18 protein-coding genes and 1 pseudogene are annotated in these 20,557 nt (G+C 51.5%); 11 read left to right on the forward strand and 8 right to left on the reverse strand.

Annotated elements, in window-relative coordinates:
• Positions 1–214: 214 nt before the first annotated feature.
• Positions 215–610 carry a carnitine metabolism transcriptional regulator CaiF gene (caiF, locus tag ACLJTG_RS15685; RefSeq protein WP_000333324.1) on the forward strand — a complete coding sequence of 132 codons (396 nt, stop codon included), beginning with the start codon at positions 215–217 and terminating at the stop codon, positions 608–610.
• Between the two features lie 77 nt (positions 611–687).
• On the opposite strand, the gene caiE is transcribed toward caiF, so the two are convergent.
• The 6 genes from caiE to caiT all read right to left on the reverse strand — a co-directional run bounded on the left by caiE (position 688) and on the right by caiT (position 7,872).
• The gene (gene caiE / locus ACLJTG_RS15690) at positions 688–1,284 is read right to left on the reverse strand and encodes a carnitine operon protein CaiE (RefSeq protein ID WP_000122863.1); all 597 of its coding nucleotides are present in this window, start codon (positions 1,282–1,284) and stop codon (positions 688–690) included.
• Between the two features lie 109 nt (positions 1,285–1,393).
• The gene (caiD, locus tag ACLJTG_RS15695; RefSeq protein WP_000004383.1) at positions 1,394–2,179 is read right to left on the reverse strand and encodes a crotonobetainyl-CoA hydratase; all 786 of its coding nucleotides are present in this window, start codon (positions 2,177–2,179) and stop codon (positions 1,394–1,396) included.
• Positions 2,180–2,232: 53 nt separating this feature from the next.
• A complete protein-coding gene (gene caiC, locus ACLJTG_RS15700) occupies positions 2,233–3,786 on the reverse strand; it encodes a crotonobetaine/carnitine-CoA ligase (protein ID WP_000355800.1) in 1,554 nt (517 codons plus the stop codon).
• Between the two features lie 62 nt (positions 3,787–3,848).
• On the reverse strand, positions 3,849–5,066 hold the full coding sequence (caiB, locus tag ACLJTG_RS15705) for an L-carnitine CoA-transferase (RefSeq protein ID WP_001016212.1): 1,218 nt from the start codon (positions 5,064–5,066) through the stop codon (positions 3,849–3,851).
• Between the two features lie 111 nt (positions 5,067–5,177).
• Positions 5,178–6,320, reverse strand: coding sequence for a crotonobetainyl-CoA dehydrogenase (gene caiA, locus ACLJTG_RS15710; protein WP_000347134.1), 1,143 nt, complete (start codon positions 6,318–6,320; stop codon positions 5,178–5,180).
• Positions 6,321–6,354: 34 nt separating this feature from the next.
• Positions 6,355–7,872 (reverse strand): L-carnitine/gamma-butyrobetaine antiporter, encoded by a 1,518-nt coding sequence (gene caiT / locus ACLJTG_RS15715; RefSeq protein WP_000787073.1) that lies wholly within the window; start codon positions 7,870–7,872, stop codon positions 6,355–6,357.
• Between the two features lie 480 nt (positions 7,873–8,352).
• Between caiT and ACLJTG_RS15720 the strand changes: the two genes are divergently transcribed.
• The 7 genes from ACLJTG_RS15720 (at position 8,353) to ACLJTG_RS15750 (ending at position 14,222) form a co-directional block, all read left to right on the forward strand.
• A complete protein-coding gene (locus ACLJTG_RS15720) occupies positions 8,353–9,123 on the forward strand; it encodes an electron transfer flavoprotein FixA (protein WP_000692195.1) in 771 nt (256 codons plus the stop codon).
• A gap of 15 nt (positions 9,124–9,138) precedes the next feature.
• Positions 9,139–10,080 carry an electron transfer flavoprotein subunit alpha/FixB family protein gene (locus tag ACLJTG_RS15725; protein WP_001032187.1) on the forward strand — a complete coding sequence of 314 codons (942 nt, stop codon included), beginning with the start codon at positions 9,139–9,141 and terminating at the stop codon, positions 10,078–10,080.
• Positions 10,081–10,129: 49 nt separating this feature from the next.
• Positions 10,130–11,416: an FAD-dependent oxidoreductase gene (locus ACLJTG_RS15730; RefSeq protein WP_023228077.1), complete on the forward strand. Its 1,287-nt coding sequence runs from the start codon at positions 10,130–10,132 to the stop codon at positions 11,414–11,416.
• Positions 11,413–11,700: a ferredoxin-like protein FixX gene (gene fixX, locus ACLJTG_RS15735; protein ID WP_000203736.1), complete on the forward strand. Its 288-nt coding sequence runs from the start codon at positions 11,413–11,415 to the stop codon at positions 11,698–11,700. The genes ACLJTG_RS15730 and fixX overlap by 4 nt, the downstream gene beginning before the upstream one ends.
• 146 nt (positions 11,701–11,846) lie before the next feature.
• On the forward strand, positions 11,847–13,187 hold the full coding sequence (locus ACLJTG_RS15740; protein WP_001674927.1) for an MFS transporter: 1,341 nt from the start codon (positions 11,847–11,849) through the stop codon (positions 13,185–13,187).
• 88 nt (positions 13,188–13,275) lie between these two features.
• Positions 13,276–13,506: a YgdI/YgdR family lipoprotein gene (locus ACLJTG_RS15745; RefSeq protein ID WP_001172089.1), complete on the forward strand. Its 231-nt coding sequence runs from the start codon at positions 13,276–13,278 to the stop codon at positions 13,504–13,506.
• Between the two features lie 299 nt (positions 13,507–13,805).
• The gene (locus ACLJTG_RS15750; RefSeq protein WP_198898327.1) at positions 13,806–14,222 is read left to right on the forward strand and encodes a hypothetical protein; all 417 of its coding nucleotides are present in this window, start codon (positions 13,806–13,808) and stop codon (positions 14,220–14,222) included.
• A gap of 223 nt (positions 14,223–14,445) precedes the next feature.
• Here ACLJTG_RS15750 and srfN read toward each other — a convergent pair whose 3' ends face one another.
• Positions 14,446–14,736 (reverse strand): DUF1471 family virulence protein SrfN, encoded by a 291-nt coding sequence (gene srfN, locus ACLJTG_RS15755; RefSeq protein ID WP_000745957.1) that lies wholly within the window; start codon positions 14,734–14,736, stop codon positions 14,446–14,448.
• An 897-nt stretch (positions 14,737–15,633) separates the two neighbouring features.
• Here srfN and ACLJTG_RS15760 point away from each other — a divergent pair.
• Positions 15,634–17,523 (forward strand): sulfatase-like hydrolase/transferase, encoded by a 1,890-nt coding sequence (locus tag ACLJTG_RS15760; protein ID WP_000066315.1) that lies wholly within the window; start codon positions 15,634–15,636, stop codon positions 17,521–17,523.
• A 351-nt stretch (positions 17,524–17,874) separates the two neighbouring features.
• On the opposite strand, the pseudogene ACLJTG_RS15765 reads toward ACLJTG_RS15760, so the two are convergent.
• Positions 17,875–17,940: pseudogene (locus tag ACLJTG_RS15765) on the reverse strand (hypothetical protein); the annotation flags it as partial.
• 135 nt (positions 17,941–18,075) lie between these two features.
• Here ACLJTG_RS15765 and kefF point away from each other — a divergent pair.
• Together kefF and kefC are read left to right on the forward strand one after the other, a co-directional pair.
• Positions 18,076–18,606 carry a glutathione-regulated potassium-efflux system oxidoreductase KefF gene (gene kefF / locus ACLJTG_RS15770; RefSeq protein WP_000600706.1) on the forward strand — a complete coding sequence of 177 codons (531 nt, stop codon included), beginning with the start codon at positions 18,076–18,078 and terminating at the stop codon, positions 18,604–18,606.
• Positions 18,599–20,461 carry a glutathione-regulated potassium-efflux system protein KefC gene (gene kefC / locus ACLJTG_RS15775; RefSeq protein ID WP_079951384.1) on the forward strand — a complete coding sequence of 621 codons (1,863 nt, stop codon included), beginning with the start codon at positions 18,599–18,601 and terminating at the stop codon, positions 20,459–20,461. The genes kefF and kefC overlap by 8 nt, the downstream gene beginning before the upstream one ends.
• Positions 20,462–20,557 lie beyond the last annotated feature (96 nt).

Raw genomic sequence — 20,557 nt, forward strand, 5'->3', positions numbered from 1 at the left:
CTGTAAAGAAACCCTTTTTTTATCTTGCGTAAGGTCATTCCTGGAGAAGTCCGTTTCCGTAACCACATTTTCAATGTAATAAGCACGATATTGCTCACACTAATCAATATTTAAGTCGCATACTATCTTGCATATCCACAATTTTAATATGGCTTAGTTTTTATTAGTTTGGACAGGCCGTAGCCAGATTTTTAATTTGTGAAATGGTGTGCTTATGTGTGAAAAATATGTTGAAAGACCGCTTTATTTGTTAATTGCTGACTGGATGATGGCAGAGAACCGATGGATCACTGCCAGGGAGATTTCCCGTCAATTTGATATTGAACATTGCAAAGCAATTAATACGCTCTCCTATATTCTGTCAGAAGTGGGGGAAATTGTTTGTGAAGTGAAGATGATCCCTAACCAAATTGCAGGACGAGGCTGCCAGTGCCAGCGTCTGGTGAAAGTCGTGAGTATCGACTCTCAACTCTATCGCCGATTGAATCATAATTTGCAGGAAAGAAAAGTGAGCGTGGCGAAAGCGCCGCGGCTGTCTGCCGTTCCCCCCACAGAGCTAAACCGTGAGCAGAAATGGCAGATGATGCTCTCCAAGAGTATGCGTCGCTAATTGTCTGTTTAACCTGTTGGCGGGGTAAACGGTAATTGACGCGTAGGCCGGATAAGCGTGAGCGCATCCGGCATCAATTACTGTGCTGATTTTGGCTTCACGTCCGTCGTGCCTTTCAGGCGCGGTCGGTTTTCTTCGACCTGCGTTAACGGCTTCGTTTCAGATAACCCCGTTCGACAACGGATCGCAAGATCCTGATATTCTTTGGTATTGAGGCGTTTCCAGTGCAGCTCCTGGTCCGTAACCTGGCGTAGTACGCGCGCCGGTGAACCCACCAGCAGTTGCCTTGCCTCACCCTGAAATCCGGCTTTGACAAAACTCATGGCGGCGACAATGCTCTCTTCGCCAATCACTGCGCCGTCCATAATGACGCTATTCATGCCGACCAGGGCATCCCGTCCCACCACGCAGCCATGTAGAATAGCGCCGTGGCCGATATGGCCGTTTTCATGCACGATGGTATCGGTATCGCAGTAGCCATGCATAATGCAGCCATCCTGCAGATTAGAGCCTGCCTCCAGGATCAGGCGACCATAATCCCCACGCAATGACGCGAGTGGGCCAATATAAACACCGGCGCCCACGATGACATCGCCAATCAGCACGGCGCTGGGATGGACAAACGCGTCCGGATGCACCACCGGGATCAGTCCTTCAAAGGCGTAATAGCTCATAGTTGTACCTCGGTTTTTTTGCCGGATGGCGGTGTAAACACCTTATCCGGCCTACGGTTGCGCATGTGCTGTAGGCCGGATAAGCGAAGCGCCATCCGGCATAGTCACATTAACGACCTTTCCACACCGGATCGCGTTTTTCGGCAAATGCCTGCGGTCCTTCGAGCGCATCTTCTGAATGCAGCACCGACGGATAATGCTTCAGTACGCCGCTGCGGATGTAGCGGTAGCCTTCTTCTACCGGCATTTCGCTGGTCGCGCGATAAATCTCTTTCAGCGCCGCGATAGCCAGCGGGGCGCTATTGACCAGTTGTTGCGCCAGTTCGCGCGCGCTATCCATCAGTTCGCTCTGGCTGACAACGCGGTTCACGACTCCCCAACGCAGCGCTTCTTCGGCGCTCATTCGTCTGCCGGTCATTACCATTTCGTTGACGATAGCCGGCGGCAACAGCTTAGGCAGGCGCAAAACGCCGCCGCTGTCAGGCACGATGCCTAGCTTTGCTTCCGGCAGCGCGAAGCTGGCGTTTTCGGCGCAGACAATAAAGTCCGCCGCCAGCGCCAGCTCAAAACCGCCGCCAAACGCGTAGCCGTTCACCGCGGCGATAACCGGCTTATCGAGGTCAAATATTTCGGTTAAACCGGCAAAGCCGCCGGGACCAAAATCGGCATCCGGCGCTTCACCTTCCGCTGCCGCTTTTAAGTCCCAGCCAGCAGAAAAGAATTTCTCCCCGCCGCCGGTAATGATTGCTACGCGTAATTCCGGATCGTCACGGAAATTAAGAAAAGCTTCACCCATTGCAAAGCTGGTTTTGGCATCAATGGCATTCGCTTTAGGTCGGTCGAGGGTAATTTCCAGGATCGGGCCGTTACGGGTCAGATGTAATGACTCACTCATAGTTCATCTCCAGATAAATAGTTTCCCGGCGGGAGGGATTCCTGCCGGAAGGTTTATTTCAGATTTTTTTTGATTATTTTTCCTGAACAGTTGCGCGGCAGGTCGGTTCTGATCTCCATAAAAGAGGGAACCTTGAATTTCGCCATATTGTTTTCGCAAAAGCTGAAAAACTCGGCTTCGCTTAATGTTTCACCTTCATTAAGGACGATAAACGCTTTAATGGCCTCATCACGGATCGCGTCTTTAATACCGACCACCACAATGTCCTGAATTTTCGGATGCGCAGAAATAATATTTTCCAGCTCGACGCAGGAGACATTTTCCCCGCCGCGTTTAATCATGTTGCAGCGTCTGTCGACAAAATAGAAATAGCCATCCTCATCCTGGTAACCTGAATCACCGGTATGTAACCAGCCCTCTGGTTCCAGCGCCCTGGCGGTTGCCTCCGGCTGCATGTAATACTCTTTGAAGATAGTCTTGCCGGGGATGCCTTTAATACAGATTTCGCCAATTTCTCCGGCGGGCAGCGGGCGATTTTGATCGTCGCGAATTTCAGCTTCATAGCTAAAACCCACGCGACCAATGGAAGGCCAGCGTCGTTTGTCTCCGGGACGGTCGCCAATAATTCCGACAATGGTTTCAGTCATACCATAAGAGGTCAGCAGCCTGACGCCAAAGCGTTCGGTAAAGGCGTCTTTTTCCTGCGCGGATAGATTGAGATAGAACATCACTTCGCGCAGATGATGCTGCCTGTCCGTTGGCGCGGCGGGTTGGACCATCAGCGTGCGGATCATCATAGGAATGCACTCGGTCACCGTCGCCTGATATTTACGTACCTGATCCCAGAAGGCCCTGGCGCTGTACTTCTCCAGGAGCACAAAGGTGCTGCCGGCGGAAAAGGCTGGCATTGCGGCGGTACACTGGCAGTCGATATGAAAAGCGGGCATCACCGTCATGTACACGTCATCATCGCGCAGGGCGATTTGCCATGCAGAGTAATAGCCTGCAAAGCGCAGGTTATAGTGGGTAATCACCACCCCTTTTGGACGCGAGGTGGTACCGGAGGTAAACAGAATTTCCGCCGTATCGTCAGTGGATAACGCGGGCGTATAGCACAGCGTGGCCGACTGGCGTGCTTGTAGTTGGGAAAAGTGGCTCACGCCGTCGTCAGCCGGAAGCTGCTCGCCAATCAGACAGATATGATTAAGCGGAGTGCTATTGTCCTGGCGTATTTCACGGTACATAGGATAAAACTGGGCGCTGGTAACCAGCAGACTCACCTGGCTGTTTTGCAGGATCCAGGCGCTTTCTTCGCCCAGTAAGCGGGCATTAATCGGCACCATAATGGCGCCGATTTTTGCCAGTCCAAACCAGCAAAAGATGAATTCCGGACAGTTATCCAGATGCAGCGCGACCCTATCACCCTTGCGGATCCCTAAGGAATAAAAAAGGTTCGCCGTGCGGTTAATCTCTTCATTGAGCGAAGCATAGCTAAACTGCCGAACGATTCCCTCACAGGATTCGAAAATTAACGCCGTTTTATCTCCGTACACCCCGGCCAGGTCGTCCCACATCTGACGTAAGTTTTGTCCGCCAACGATATCCATATTGCTTTATCCACTGAAATCAGGCGTGAGCGCTAACCGGAAAACCGATTAGCGCATCGCGTTTAATCCTCAACTTTGGCCAGGCCTTTGCCGACCAGTTCCTTAATATCTGCTTCGCTATAACCAATGTTTTTCAGAATGGCGGCGGTATCCATGCCGTGTGACGGCATGCCACGCCAGATTTTCCCCGGGTTGTTTTTAAATTTCGGCATGATGTTCGGCCCTTTACAGGTGCGACCGTCCATTGTTTGCCACTGAGTAATCGATTCGCGGGCAACGTACTGCGGGTTACCTTCCAGTTCCGGAATGGTGAGCACCTTCGCACAGGCGATATTCAGCTCAGCAAAACGCGCCTGAACGTCGGCGATGGTGTGTGTTGCCAGCCAGGCGTCCAGTTTCTCTTCGACGAGCGGGCCGTAAGGGCATTCCACGCGATGGATGAGCTGCGTGCCTTCCGGAACTTCCGGCGTACCGAGAATGTGGGCCAGGCCAATATCTTTAAAACACTCGTTGATTTGCGTGATGCCGACCAACTCCATGACGATGTAACCATCGGCGCATTTATACAGGCCGCAACCGGCGTAGTAGGGGTCTTTCCCTTTCGTCATACGTGGACAGATTTCGCCGCCGTTGAAGTAGTCCATCATGAAATACTGACCCATGCGCAGCATCACTTCGTACATGGCGATATCGATGCTTTCACCTTTACCCGTTTCGCGTACTTTGTGCAGGGCTGCCAGCGCGGCTGTCGTCGCGGTCATCCCGGAGAAGTAATCGGCGGTATACGGGAAGGCTGGCATCGGCTGATCAACGTCGCCGTTTTGGATCAGATAACCACTGAATGCCTGCGCGATGGTGTTATACGCCGGAAGATTGGTGTACTCCTCGGTACCATACTGGCCGAAGCCGGAAAGGTGGGCAATGACCAGTTTCGGGTTATGTTCCCACAGCACTTCATCAGTAATACCACGGCGGGCAAAGGCCGGGCCTTTACTGGCTTCAATGAAAATATCGGTAGTTTCCATCAGTTTCAGAAACGCTTCCCGACCTTCATCTTTGAAAATATTCAGCGACAGGGCGTGCAGGTTGCGGCGTGAGAGCTGCGGGTAGTTAGGCTGTACGCGGATGGTATCGGCCCATGCGACGTTTTCAATCCAGATAACCTCGGCGCCCCATTCGGCGAACATCTGTCCGGCGAATGGACCGGCGATTTCGATTCCTGAAAAAACAACGCGTACCCCAGCAAGCGGGCCAAAGGTTGGCATTGGTAAATGATTCATCATTTTTCTCCTGGCATTTTTTGCGGTATGTAGGCCGGATAAGCACAGCGCCATCCGGCATGATTGCCTGATGGCGACGCCCCGCGTCTTATCAGGCCTACAAGGGATCGATTAGCGGTATTGCTTAAGTACCGCACGACCCAACGTCAGGATCTGCATTTCATCAGAACCACCAGAAACACGGTCAACGCGCAGGTCACGCCAGAAACGCGTGATGCGGTGGTTGCCCGCGATACCAACACCTCCCAGTACCTGCATGGCGGTGTCTACCACTTCAAACGCGGCGTTGGCGCAGAAGTATTTGCACATTGCCGCGTCGCCGGAGGTAATGGTGCCGTTATCCGCTTTCCACGCGGCTTCCAGCAGCATATTTTTCATGGAGTTCAGTTTGATCGCCATATGCGCAAACTTCTCCTGAATCAGCTGGAAACGGCCAATAGCTTCACCAAACTGCACGCGCTGATTCGCGTAACGCGCAGCGTCTTCAAAAGCGCACATTGCGGTACCGTAGTTGGTCAGCGCGACGAGGAAGCGTTCATGGTCAAACTCTTCTTTCACGCGGTTGAAGCCGTTACCTTCCCGACCGAACATGTCTTTCTCGTCCAGTTCAACGTCGTCAAAGGTGATTTCACAGCAGCTATCCATGCGCAGACCGAGTTTCTCCAGTTTGTTGACCTTGATACCCGCTTTGCTCATGTCCACAAACCACTCGGTGTAAACCGGTTTATCCGGCGATGCACCGTCTCTCGCCATGACCACGATGTACGGGGTATAGGCGCTACTGGTGATAAAGCACTTACTGCCATTAAGATAAACCTTACCATTTTTGCGTGTATAAGTGGTTTTCAGACTACCAACATCCGATCCCGCTCCCGGTTCGGTGATAGCAGAGTTCCACATCTGCTTACCGGTGCCCCGGAACGCCATGATTTTATCAATTTGCTCCTGAGTTCCTTCACGCAGGAAAGTGTTAAAACCTCCCGGCAATTGGTACAACACGTAAGTTGGCGCGCCAAGACGTCCCAGCTCCATCCAGACGGCGGCGACGGTAACAAAACCCGCTTCCAGACCGCCGTGTTCTTCCGGGATCAGCAGGCTATCAATACCCATATCCGCCAGCGCTTTTACAAAACGCTCAGGGTAGACGCTGTCACGATCGCACTCGGCAAAATAAGCTTCCCAGTTCTCACTGGCCATCAGTTCGCGAATACCGGCGACAAACAGCTCCTGTTCGTCATTTAAGTTGAAATCCATCTTTCAGCCTCTTGATCAATTGGGTTAATAAGAATTACTTGTCTTTCCAGTGCACTTTGGCGTCTTTAATAAAGGACAGCGTCACCATAATGTTGACGAAGAACAGCGGACATCCTCCGGCGATAATCGCGGTCTGAATCGGTTTCAACCCACCCAGCGCCAGCAGAACGATACCGATGATGCCGACCAGCACTGACCAGCCGATACGCACTAACAGAGGCGGCTCTTCACCATCGCGAACTTCGCGACAGGTCGACATCGCCAGGGTGTAAGAGCAGGCGTTAATCAGCGTGACGGTGGCAATAAAGCAGAGGATGAAGAAGCCCCACATGGTGGCGGTGCTGAGCGGCAAGGCGGCCCAGGTTTCGATAATGGCGCGCGCCACGCCGTGTTGCTCAATCAGTTGCGGGATGTTGAGGATGTTTTTATCCATCAGCAGCAGCGTGTTGCTGCCCAGCACTGTCCACAGGATCCAGGTAGACGCGGTCAGACCCATCACCATCCCGAAGCACAGTTCACGTACGGTACGACCACGGGAAATACGGGCCAGGAAGATACTCATCTGGATGGCGTAAATAACCCACCACGCCCAGTAGAAAACAGTCCAGCCCTGTGGGAAGCCGCCTTTACCGATGGCGTCGGTATAGAACAGCATCCGTGGCAGGTGCATTAACAGCATCCCGACGGAGTCGGTGAAGTAGTTCATGATGAAGCTGGCGCCGCTGACGATAAACACCCAGCCGAGCATCAGGAAGCTCAGGTAGCTACGCACATCGCTGGCGATTCTGACCCCTTTTTGCAGGCCGCAGGCCACGCAAATCGCGTTCAGAATGATCCAGCAGGTAATGATGATGGCGTCGAGTTGCAGCGTATGCGGAATACCGAACAGCCATTGCATACACTCGGTGACCAGCGGGGTAGCCAGACCGAGGCTGGTGCCCATCGCGAAGATCAGCGCCACCAGGTAGAAGTTATCGACGATGGTACCGAACAACCCTTTCGCATGCTTTTCACCGACGAGCGGTACCAGCGTGGAGCTGGGGCGGATGACATCCATCTTGCGTACAAAGAAGAAGTAGGCGAAGGCCACGGAAAGGAAGCTATAGGTTGCCCACGGCAGCGGCCCCCAGTGGAACAGGCTGTACGCCAGGCCTATCTCTTTCGCGCCCGTGGAATTTGGTTCCAGGCCGAACGGCGGGGTGGAGATATAGTAGTAGATCTCAATAGAGCCCCAGAACAGAACCGCAGCGGATGTACAGGAGGCGAACATCATGAAAATCCAGCTGGCGGTGCTAAACTCCGGTTTTTCGTCACCTAATCTCTTTTTGGCATAGGGGCCAAAAACCAGCCAGAACCAGCCGAAGAGCATAACGACCATATACCATTCAAATGCCCAACCCCAGACGTTGGTGACATAACTGAATACCGCATTAATAACGACGTTAGCGGCATCAAGATCTCTGACTGTTAGCCAGCAAAGTATCCCGACAATTATTAATGGCGGAAAAAAAACCTTCGGTTCAATTCCCGATTTTTTCTTTTCATTTTTCATAAGTGAATTCCAGTGTGAAAACGAAATTTATTTAGCGTGCCAGTCCATGAACGTTTGTTTATTTATTATTAATGATTTGTTGATAAGTTTTTAACCTCTGGGACGCCTCAATGAGTAACTCATGATGGGTATTCACTTCGGGTGATTCTGTTATCTTCATCACACTTTTTTGCGTTGATTATTTTGTGTCTAAATTTTGATTTTTTCTTTATTTATCAATTAGTTGGTTGTGGTTTTTTAACTTTTTTAAGTATCTGACGTTCAATATTGTTGAGCCAGCAAACAATATTGAAAATTTTCATATTTGGCATATTTCTTTCAATATTGGTGAGGTGCGTAACACTATTGAAAGTTACGAATATCAATGTGTGACATTTTCAATATTGGTGATTAAGGTTTTATTTCCGAATTAAAGAGCGTGATATCTGTATTTAACACCGCCGATATAAATACGTTTCCTTCATGATTTCTGGAGATGCAATGAAGATAATTACTTGCTACAAATGCGTACCTGATGAGCAGGATATTGCGATTAATAATGCTGACGGAACACTCGATTTCAGCAAAGCGGATAGCAAAATCAGCCAATATGATCTGAATGCAATTGAAGCTGCTTGCCAGTTAAAACAGCAGTTGGGAGACGCTCAGGTTGTCGCCATGAGCGTTGGCGGCAAAGCGCTGACTAATGCAAAAGGGCGCAAAGATGTCCTCTCTCGTGGCCCTGATGAACTGATTGTGGTCATTGACGATCAATTTGAGCAGGCGCTGCCGCAACAAACTGCCAGCGCGCTGGCCGCCGCGGCGCAAAAATCAGGTTTCGATCTACTTATCTGCGGCGACGGTTCTTCCGATCTTTATGCTCAGCAGGTTGGTTTGCTGGTGGGCGAAGCGCTGAACATTCCGGCGATTAACGGCGTGAGTAAAATCCTCTCTCTTACCGACAGCACATTGACAGTAGAACGCGAACTGGAAGATGAAGTTGAAACGCTGAGCATCCCGCTCCCGGCGGTGATCGCGGTTTCCACCGACATTAACACCCCACAAATCCCTTCGATGAAAGCCATTCTTGGCGCGGCGAAAAAACCGGTTCAGGTCTGGTCGCCTGCGGATATCGGGCTGAACAGCGTACCCGCGTATTCCGCACAACAGGTTGCCGCACCGAAGCAGCGCGAGCGTCAGCGTGTGGTGATTGAAGGTGACGGTGAAGAACAAATCGCCGCGTTTGTCGAGAATCTGCGCAAAATCATTTAATTATCAGGGGATGTTATGAACAAATTTTCCAGTGTCTGGGTATTCAGCGATACCCCTTCTCGTCTGCCCGAACTGATGAGTGGCGCGCAGGCTGTAGGTGAAAAAGTTAACGCGTTCGTACTGAACGAAGCAGACAGCGCGACAGCATGTCATTTGGGCGCGGATCATGTCTGGCTGCTCAGCGGCAAACCAGAAGACCGCATGATCGAAGACTACGCTGCTGCGATGGCTGAGACTATTCGTCAGCATAGCGAGGGCGGCGCGGTGCTGCTGCCGAATACGCGTCGGGGCAAGCTGTTGGCGGCAAAACTGGGCTATCGCTTGTCGGCTGCGGTATCTAACGACGCCAGCGACGTCGCCCTGCAGGATGGAAAAGCGGCGGTTAAACATATGGTCTACGGCGGTCTGGCGATAGGGGCAGAAACCATCGCTTCGCCGTTTGCCGTGATCACACTCAGCAGCGGAACGTTTGACGCACAACAACCGGATGCTTCTCGCAGCGGCGAGATGCATACCGTTCAGTGGCAGGCTCCGGCCATTACCGTGACCCGCACCGCAACCCAGGCGCGTCAGAGCAACAGCGTTGACCTCGACAAAGCGCGTCTGGTGGTCAGCGTGGGACGCGGCATCGGCAGCAAAGAGAATATCTCGCTGGCCGAAGCGCTGTGCCAGACGATTGGCGCCGAGCTGGCCTGTTCCCGCCCGGTGGCGGAAAACGAGAAGTGGATGGAGCACGAGCGCTACGTCGGTATCTCCAACCTGATGCTCAAACCTGAACTGTATCTGGCTGTGGGGATCTCCGGGCAGATCCAACACATGGTCGGCGCCAACGGCGCGCAGACGATTTTCGCCATCAACAAAGATAAAAACGCGCCAATCTTCCAGTATGCGGATTTTGGCATCGTTGGCGATGCGCTGAAGATCCTGCCTGCGCTGACGGCTGCCTTAGCGCGATAAACCATTTCGGGCAGGATACGAAGGTATCCTGCCGCTGACAGGAGTACGTATGTCCGAAGATATCTTTGATGCCATCATCGTGGGTGCAGGTCTGGCCGGTTCGGTTGCGGCGCTGGTGCTTGCTCGCGAAGGTGCACAGGTGCTGGTTATCGAGCGTGGCAATTCTGCTGGCGCGAAGAATGTCACCGGTGGGCGTCTGTATGCGCATAGCCTGGAACGCATCATTCCCGGCTTTGCGGATCAGGCCCCCATTGAACGCATGATCACCCACGAAAAACTCGCCTTTATGACCGACAAAGGGGCGATGACGATGGATTATTGCAACGGCGAGGACGCCGCATCGTCGCAAGTTTCTTATTCCGTTTTGCGCAGTAAATTTGACGCCTGGCTGATGGAGCAGGCCGAAGAGGCGGGGGCGCAACTGATCACCGGTATTCGCGTCGATAACGTCGTTCAGCGTGATGGCAAAGTCGTGGGCGTGGAAGCCGATGGCGATATTCTGGAAGCCAAAGTCGTGATCCTCGCTGATGGGGTGAATTCTCTGCTGGCTGAAAAGCTGGGCATGGCAAAGCGTGTTGAGGCATCGCATGTTGCCGTCGGCGTGAAGGAACTGATCGAATTGCCGAAGTCGGTCATTGAAGATCGTTTCCAGTTACAGGGCAACGAAGGTGCCGCCTGTCTGTTTGCCGGGGCGCCAACCGATGGTCTGATGGGCGGTGGCTTCCTGTATACGAATGAAACAACCCTTTCCCTGGGGCTGGTCTGTGGACTTCATCATCTGAAAGACGCGAAAAAATCGGTCCCGCAAATGCTGGAAGATTTCAAACAGCATCCGGCAGTTGCGCCGCTGATCGCCGGTGGCAAGCTGGTGGAATATGCCGCGCACGTTGTACCCGAGGCGGGAATGAATATGCAGCCTGAACTGGTGGGCGATGGCGTACTGATTGCCGGGGATGCTGCCGGCATGTGTATGAACCTCGGCTTTACCATCCGGGGTATGGATCTCGCCATATCCGCAGGCGAAGCGGCGGCGAAGACGGTGCTTTCGGCGATGAAGCGCGACGATTTTAGCAAGCAGTCGCTGGATGAATACCGTCAGCATCTGGACGAAGGTCCGATGCGCGATATGCGTATGTATCAGAAACTGCCAGCTTTTCTTGATAATCCCCGCATGTTTACCGCTTATCCCGAAATGGCGGTCAATATCGCGCGCGACCTGTTCACCGTGGATGGCTCCGCTCCGGTGCCGATGCGTAAAAAAATCCTGCGCCATGCGAAGAAAGTGGGCTTCATCAACCTAATGAAAGATGGCCTGAAAGGAGTGACCGTATTATGACATCTCCCGTTAATGTGGACGTCAAACTGGGCGTCAATAAGTTCAATGTGGATGAAGACAGCCCGCACATCATTCTCAAAACCGATCCTGATAAACAGGCGCTGGAGGTGCTGATTAAGGCCTGTCCGGCGGGACTGTATAAAAAGCAGGACGACGGCAGCGTTCGTTTTGATTACGCCGGGTGCCTGGAGTGCGGAACGTGCCGGATCCTCGGCCTTGATACGGCGCTGGAAAAATGGGAATACCCGCGCGGGACGTTTGGCGTGGAGTTCCGCTACGGCTAATAAGTACGAAGTTGTGCCCCCGTTGGCCGGATAAGATGCGGTAGCGTCGCCATCCGGCAATCATGTGGCGCCAATGCCGGATGGCGGCGGAAACGCCTTATCCGGCCTACAGATGCGCTTTGCCCGTGTTGAAACAGGACATCACCATGCAGCAGCCCAGGAACTTTGATGACCTTAAATTCTCCTCCATTCATCGCAGAATTATGCTGTGGGGAAGCGGCGGCCCGTTCCTTGATGGCTACGTGCTGGTGATCATTGGCGTGGCGCTGGAACAACTGACGCCGCTATTGCACCTTGATGCTGAATGGATTGGCGCGCTCGGCGCGGCTACGCTTGCCGGACTGTTTATCGGCACCTCGTTGTTTGGCTATATTTGCGATAAAGTCGGGCGGCGTAAAATGTTCCTGCTTGATATTATCGCTATCGGTGTTATCTCCGTGGCGACCATGTTTGTTTCCACGCCGCTTGAATTGCTGGTGATGCGCGTTTTAATTGGCATTGTTATCGGCGCGGATTACCCTATCGCTACTTCCATGATTACGGAGTTTTCCAACACCCGCCAGCGCGCGTTCTCCATCGGTTTTATCGCCGCGATGTGGTACGTCGGCGCGACCTGCGCCAACCTGGTGGGCTACTGGCTGTATGACATGGAAGGCGGCTGGCGTTGGATGCTTGGCAGCGCCTTTATCCCGTGCTTAATCATTTTGATTGGCCGCTTTGACCTGCCGGAATCGCCACGCTGGCTATTGCGAAAAGGACGGGTAAAAGAGTGCGAACAAATGATGATCAAACTGTTCGGCGAACCGGTCTGCTTTGACGATGAGCCGCCGCAGGAGACCCGCTTCCTGCAGTTGTTTAACCGCCGTCATTTTCCGTTTGTACTGTTCGTTGCGGCTATCTGGACCTGTCAGGTAATCCCGATGTTCGCTATCTATACCTTTGGGCCGCAGATCGTCGGGTTACTCGGCTGGGAGCAGGGGCGCAACGCGGCGCTCGGCAATGTGGTGATTAGCCTCTTTTTTATGCTGGGCTGTATACCGGCGATGTTCTGGCTAAACAGTATTGGCCGTCGCCCTCTGCTTATTGGCAGCTTCGCCATGATGACTATCGCGCTGGCGCTGCTGGGGCTGGTGTCAAATCTGGGCATCATACTGGTCGTGGTGGCGTTTGCGGTATACGCCTTCTTTTCCGGCGGACCGGGCATACTGCAATGGCTTTATCCTAATGAACTCTTCCCGACGGATATTCGCGCTTCGGCCGTGGGGGTTATCATGTCGTTAAGCCGCATCGGAACCATTGTCTCCACCTGGGCATTACCGATTTTTATTACTCGTTACGGTATTAATAACGTCATGCTGATTGGCGCGTTGATTTCGTTAGTCGGGCTTGGCGTATCGGTGATGTTTGCCCCGGAAACTCGCGGCTTGACGCTAACACAGACCGGAAACATGACTTTGCGCGGAACGCCATCGGATAACCCTCATTAAGAGTGTTCTGCATTTCTCCCTGCTTTTCGCCAATAACGCTACAGTTAACAGTCACATGCTAAAACAACTGAAAAGCAGGGAGAACACCATGCAAAAACGTCTTATGACCGCACTGTTTACCGCAGCAACACTATTCACCGTCGCAGGATGCTCTTCTAACCAGGCGGTTGAAACCACGGATGGCAAAACTATTGTCACCGACGGGAAACCCGAGGTCGATAACGATACCGGTATGGTGTCTTACAAAAACGCCGCCACCGGGAAAACCGAACAGATTAATCGCGATCAGCTGAAAAATATGAGCGAGCTGGATAATTAATTCAATTTTTTCTGGTTAGCCGCGCAATAATATTCTCTCTTTATGCGCATCCATTTATTCCCATGCGAATAAACGGATGCCTGAACAGGCAGGGACGCCGGAAAACGTCGAAATACGTTAGACCATTCGCCCGTGTTCCCGCTTTCCCCACCGCGCTGTCCGCTTACATGAGGTTACACTCATCGACATTTCTCTGAACAGCGGCTCAACATTTCCCGGAAAAAAACATATCGCAGGGCATTTATCCTTATGATTAGGTATAAATGATGAGGTATAAGGAACAGGAGTCTGTAATGAAACTGAAAACAATACCTTTTTATTTGCTCGCGCTATTTTCTGCCGCCTCCGGGGCTACGGAGATAAACGCCTGCAAAGACCTGATCGGAACATGGAAAACCACGGCAGATAACCCGCCTTATACCATGACAATATTGCCGCCAGTAGAAGGCTGCGGGGAAAAATGTGTGAAACTGAACGTACGGTATGAACTTGACGTGACTCACCGCAACGCGCTTTATTGCCATGAAGGACAAGAGGGGGTAAAAGGGCAGGGACCCATGGTGATAGCATTTGAAGGGGCGTATGGTGGACACGCTATTGGAACCTATAACCGACAGCTGCAATTACTTTGGGCTGGCGTAATACCGAAAAATAAAAAGGGGAAATGGATAACGAAAATGGAAAGTTACTGGTTCAGGCAGGTAAAAGCGCACTAAACATCATCTTAAAACAGCCCGCAAAACCGTCTTATTCACGAAGGGCTTACTGCCTGCGCGCGCACATTCCAACGGCTTGCCTGCCCCGGATGAACTGTTGATAAAAAAGAGGGCCAGCATCTGTTTCCAGACGGCCCTGAGTGGATTGTGACGTAACATGGCACCTTGCTGGCGCTCTCTTATTATTTCATGCCTGTGCCCTCGTTATGGCGCAATCAGAGCTTTATTTCGTCGCATCGTTATAAACTTCGGCAACGGCTTCAAAATTCGGACCATGCTCACGTGCAGCGATAATATGATAATATTTTCCGCCTTTCGCATCGGCTAATGCTGACAGTTTTTCGCGTAGATCAGAGGGTGAGGAAATCTGTCCGCCACTCTGGGACACATTTATGGTGCCGACCTTAACCAGTTTGAAGTGGCTGATTTCTTGCTTAGAGACCTGCTCTGCCGCAAGCGTGCTGAATGAAGCAACCGTTGCCAGTAATGCGGCGGCAATAATGCGTTTTTTCATGGTTCTGTTCCTGTTGCATTGATGATAAGGTTTGCGCAATATCAGTAATCCGTAACGAAATTATTTATCCCCTTCATACTTCAGGTTGCTTATGTGTTGGCTACGGATTACTCGGCCCACCTATGGGCCTCGCCCTGACGGGCCGTCGCACGCGACGTTCAAATCTGCTCCCGGCAGATTTGTCGCTCACCTCAGTCACATAATTATCTATGCTCCTGGTAACTCACTCCCTTACCGCCTTTAAGCAACTCGAATTATTTTGGGTAATAACCTCGGTTGATTATCTGAAAATAGCCTTATTTGGTGTGACCGTTTTATATCTTGTTATAGTCACCTCTTTATGTTGTTGTCAATGTAAAATAATGCACTGCCAGCTAAAAAGAAACTTAACCCCCTGTAAATAATAGTTTTTATATTATTTCTTTTAATGGCGTAATTTTTATTGAATCACGCGGCAATACGCTAGTTTTATTCATAAGCAACATAACAGAATTGAGTTATGTTTTAATTTCCCAGCGTGATATTACCGGTTGTATGTCTATGGTTACGCGGCCTGTTACTGATAGTGTTTCTTTCGGGGGGATTTTATTGTAGCGGCATAGGGTAATCACCGTAGCTGAAGGGAAAAGGCGCGAACACAGCGCTATAGAGTATGTTTAATAATGTATTTTTTTATGAAGTAATGTCTGCAGTTGTATCTCTAAAATAAAAACAATGAACTTTTCATCTAAATAATTTTTCAATGAATTATGCTCATTTATTAATATATTTCTAATTTGAAATACAAATCAATTTATAACACATATTCTTACCCGGAAGGCATTGATACATATCCACGCTTCCTCGTACAGTAATAAATGAATATGTGATAAAGTTACTGACTACAGGTATAATAATATGAGTAATAAAAAAAATCTGTCCGCAGAAGAGACGGATCTTACGCGTAGGAAACTGTTAACCAGTGCCGGTATTCTTGCCGCAGGCGGTATGTTATCCGGCGCGGTAAAGGCTGATGAAAAATGCGCCGTCAAGGCGAAACCGGCGTGGGATAAACCGTTTACTGGCGAAATCCCGGAAAAATTGCCAGAAGGATATAATATTCTGTTAGTCGTGACCGACCAGGAGCGTTTTTTTCCTACGTTTCCTTTCCCGGTACCCGGCAGAGAGCGGCTCATGAAAACGGGGGTGACATTCTGTAATCATCAGAATACCAGTAATGTCTGTACGCCTTCCCGCTCCGTATTGTATACCGGCTTACATATGCCCCAGACAAAAATGTTTGATAATCTGGGCTTACCCTGGATGCCTTATGACCTTGACCCCGCTCTTGGAACCACAGGCCATATGATGCGGGAACTGGGATACTATACGGCCTATAAAGGTAAGTGGCATCTTACAGAAAAACTGGAGAAGCCTTTGCCTGACGAAAAAGATGAGGATATTGATGTCGGGGATATTCCCGAACCAGAATTACATAAAATTATGGAAAAATATGGTTTTGCTGACTATCACGGCATCGGAGATATTATAGGCCATAGTAAAGGCGGCTATTTTTATGATTCAACCACCACGGCTCAGACTATAAATTGGTTAAGATGCAAGGGGCAGCCATTGAATGACCAACACAAGCCCTGGTTCCTGGCCGTTAACCTCGTTAATCCTCATGACGTCATGTTTATTGATACCGATAAAGAGGGAGAAAAGGTACAGTGGCGTGGCGAGTTGGATCAGGATGATAATACCCTGGCGCCCACGCAGCCGCCGGAAAACGAGCTTTATCAGGCAAGCTGGCCGAACTATCCGCTGCCGGCAAACAGGCATCAGTCATTCAATGAGCAGGGAAGACCGCCGGCGCATCTTGAATACCAGACGGCGCGCGCTGCGCTGGAAGGGCAGTTTCCTGATGAAGATCGTCGTTGGCGTAAACTGCTTGACTACTATTTCAACTGTATCCGCGATTGTGATACTCACCTTGACCGGATATTAAATGAACTGGATGCCCTCAAGTTAACTGATAAAACGATTGTTGTATTTACTGCCGATCATGGCGAATTAGGCGGAAGCCATCAGATGCACGGTAAAGGCGCTTCCGTTTATAAAGAACAGATCCATGTACCGATGATTATTTCCCACCCGGCGTACCCCGGTAATAAGAAATGTCAGGCGTTGACCTGTCATCTTGATATCGCGCCGACATTAGTTGGACTGACCGGTTTGCCGGAAGAAAAACAGCACCAGGCGTTAGGCAACCGCAAAGGCGTTAATTTTAGCGGATTGCTAAAAAACCCGGAGGGCGTTGCGGTTAATGCGGTGAGAAATGCCAGCTTATATTGCTATGGCATGATCTTGTATACCGATGCCCATTATCTCCACCGCGTTATTGCGCTACAAAGAGATAAACAAAAAACGGTGGCGCAAATCAAGCAGGAAATATCCCATTTGCATCCTGATTTTAGCCATCGTTCAGGGACGCGGATGATTAACGATGGCCGTTATAAGTTTGCGCGTTATTTCTCGCTAAGGGAGCATAATACGCCGGAAACCTGGGAGGATCTTATTAAGTACAACGATCTTGAACTTTACGATCTTAAAAATGATCCCGATGAGAACCATAACCTTGCTGCTGATAAACAGAAATATCAGGATCTCATTCTTACGATGAATGAAAAACTGAATAAAATTATCAAGGACGAAATTGGCGTGGATGACGGCAGTTTTATGCCGGATGCGGCCCATGAGCCGTGGGATCTTACTATTGAGCAGTTTAACCGCATGGCGAAAGATTAAGTGCCTGGCCCATTAGGCTATTTTATTCGCCATTTTGGGACCGGGCAGTGCTCAAAATCCTCACGTACTACGTGTACGCTCCGGTTTCTGCGCGCTGGTCGGCCCCAAACTGGCTTCAACAATTACGCCTACTGGGCCAGGCTCTAAGTACCTGACCCATTAGGTTAATTTATGCGTCGGCGATCTGGCATCCAGCGTGTCTGGAGGTTCAGATGCTGTTGGCGCTGCGCTTATTGGGCCTGTGTCATCATGTAATGGATTGATATTACAGTCATTACAGGCAAATTTAGCGCAGCGCCGCCCGACAAGAAGGCCTTAAACCGATTTGTCAGCGATTTAAGGCCGCCATCATCACCGACCTTTCCACACCGGATCGCGTTTTTCCGCAAACGCCTGCGGCCCTTCGAGGGCGTCTTCCGGGGCAGGATGGCGCCAACTCCTTGCTGGCGTTAATTCAATTTTTTCTGATTAGCCGCTCAATAATATTCACTATTAGCCTGGCGAATTTGTCACTACACTTTGTGATAAAAAACAGATCATCACAGGCTAATCATGATCCTCATTATTTATGCGCATCCGTATCCGCATCATTCTCATGCGAATAAACGGATGCTTGAACAGGCAGGGACGCTGGAAAACGTCGAAATACGTTCGCTTTATCACCTCTATCCCGATTTCAATATTGACGTTGCCGCCGAACAGGAGGCGCTGTCGCGCGCGAGTCTTATCGTCTGGCAGCATCCGATGCAGTGGTATAGCGTCCCTCCTTTACTCAAATTATGGATGGATAAAGTCCTCACCCACGGCTGGGCTTACGGTCATGGCGGTACGGCATTGCACGGTAAACATCTGCTGTGGGCGGTAACGACCGGCGGTGGTGAAAACCACTTTGCTATCGGCTCCCATCCCGGATTTGACGTCCTTTCTCAGCCGCTACAGGCGACGGCGCTCTATTGCGGCCTCAAATGGCTGCCGCCGTTTGCCATGCACTGCACGTTCATTTGCGATGACGACACCTTACAGGCGCAGGCGCGTCAGTATAAACAGCGTTTACTGGCATGGCAGGAGGTGAATCATGGATAGCCATACTCTACTGCAGGCGCTGATCTATCTTGGTTCGGCGGCGCTGATTGTGCCGATTGCGGTACGTTTGGGCTTAGGATCGGTGCTGGGGTATCTGATTGCGGGTTGCATTATCGGCCCCTGGGGGCTACGGCTGGTGACGGACGCCGAATCTATTCTGCATTTTGCGGAAATCGGCGTCGTGCTGATGTTGTTTGTTATTGGGCTTGAGCTGGACCCGCAACGGTTATGGAAGCTGCGCGCCTCGGTATTTGGCGGCGGCGCGTTACAGATGGTGGTCTGCGGCGGACTGATCGGTCTGTTCTGCATGTTTCTTGGCCTGCGTTGGCAGGTGGCGGAACTGATTGGCATGACGCTGGCGCTTTCGTCCACGGCTATCGCCATGCAGGCAATGAATGAGCGTAACCTGACCGTTTCGCAAGTAGGGCGTAGCGCATTCGCAGTGCTCTTGTTCCAGGATATCGCGGCGATCCCGCTGGTGGCGATGATTCCGCTGCTGGCCGCCAGCGGCGCATCCACCACGCTTGGCGCGTTTGCGCTATCGGCGTTGAAAGTCGCAGGCGCGTTGGCGCTGGTGGTGCTGCTGGGACGCTACGTTACGCGCCCGGCGCTGCGCTTTGTCGCGCGTTCTGGTTTGCGGGAAGTGTTCAGCGCCGTGGCGCTATTTCTGGTGTTTGGTTTCGGCCTGTTGCTGGAAGAGGTTGGGCTGTCAATGGCGATGGGCGCGTTTCTGGCGGGCGTTCTGCTGGCGAGTTCGGAATATCGTCATGCGCTGGAAAGCGATATTGAACCCTTTAAGGGGTTGCTGCTGGGGCTGTTCTTTATTGGCGTCGGCATGTCGATTGATTTCGGCACGCTGGTGGAGAATCCGCTGCGCATTCTGCTGTTGTTGGCCGGTTTTCTGGCAATCAAAATCGTCATGTTGTGGCTGGTCGCGAGGCCGCTGGGCGTACCGGCAAAACAGCGTCGCTGGTTTGCCGTCTTATTAGGCCAGGGAAGTGAGTTTGCGTTTGTGGTTTTTGGCGCGGCGCAAATGGCGGATGTACTTGAGCCGGAATGGGCAAAAGCGCTGACGCTGGCGGTCGCGCTGTCGATGGCGGCAACGCCGATTTTTCTGGTGCTGCTGACGCGCATGGAGAAGACCGCGACGGGGGAAGCGCGCGAGGCGGATGAAATCGACGAAGAGCAACCGCGGGTTATTGTGGCCGGGTTTGGACGATTTGGGCAGATAGCCGGGCGTTTGCTGCTGTCGAGCGGGGTGAAGATGGTGGTGCTCGATCACGACCCCGATCATATCGAAACGCTGCGTAAATTCGGCATGAAGGTTTTTTATGGCGACGCGACGCGTATGGATTTACTGGAATCTGCCGGAGCGGCGAAGGCGGAGGTATTGATTAACGCCATTGACGATCCGCAAACCAATTTGCAACTGAGTGAACTGGTGAAGTCGCATTTCCCGCATCTGCAGATTATCGCCCGTGCCCGTGATGTCGATCATTATATTCGCCTGCGCCAGGCTGGTGTGGCGATGCCCGAACGTGAAACCTTCGAAGGCGCGCTCAAAAGCGGACGACAGGCGCTGGAAGCGCTGGGGCTGGGACGTTATGAAGCCCGCGAGCGCGCGGATCTGTTCCGTCATTTTAATACCCGGATGGTGGAAGAGATGGCGAAAGGGGAAAACGATCCGTTATCTCGCGCCGCCGCCTATAAACGTACCAGCGCGATGTTGAGCGAAATTATTACCGAGGACCGGGAGCATCTGTCGTTGATTCAGTGCCACGGCTGGCAGGGAACGGCTGAGGGCAAACATTCCGGGGAGGCCGCTGATGAACCCGAGGTCAAACCGTCAATCTAAAGTAAAAAATGTGATGTTCTGCAAACTTTACTGCTAATTGGCTGTTTTTGAACTACTGTAATGCTGGCGCTCCACATCAAATGAGTGGCGTCGCCA

It is taken from the genome of Salmonella sp. SAL00672, from assembly GCF_046552175.1.
Taxonomy (GTDB): Bacteria; Pseudomonadota; Gammaproteobacteria; order Enterobacterales; family Enterobacteriaceae; genus Salmonella; species Salmonella enterica.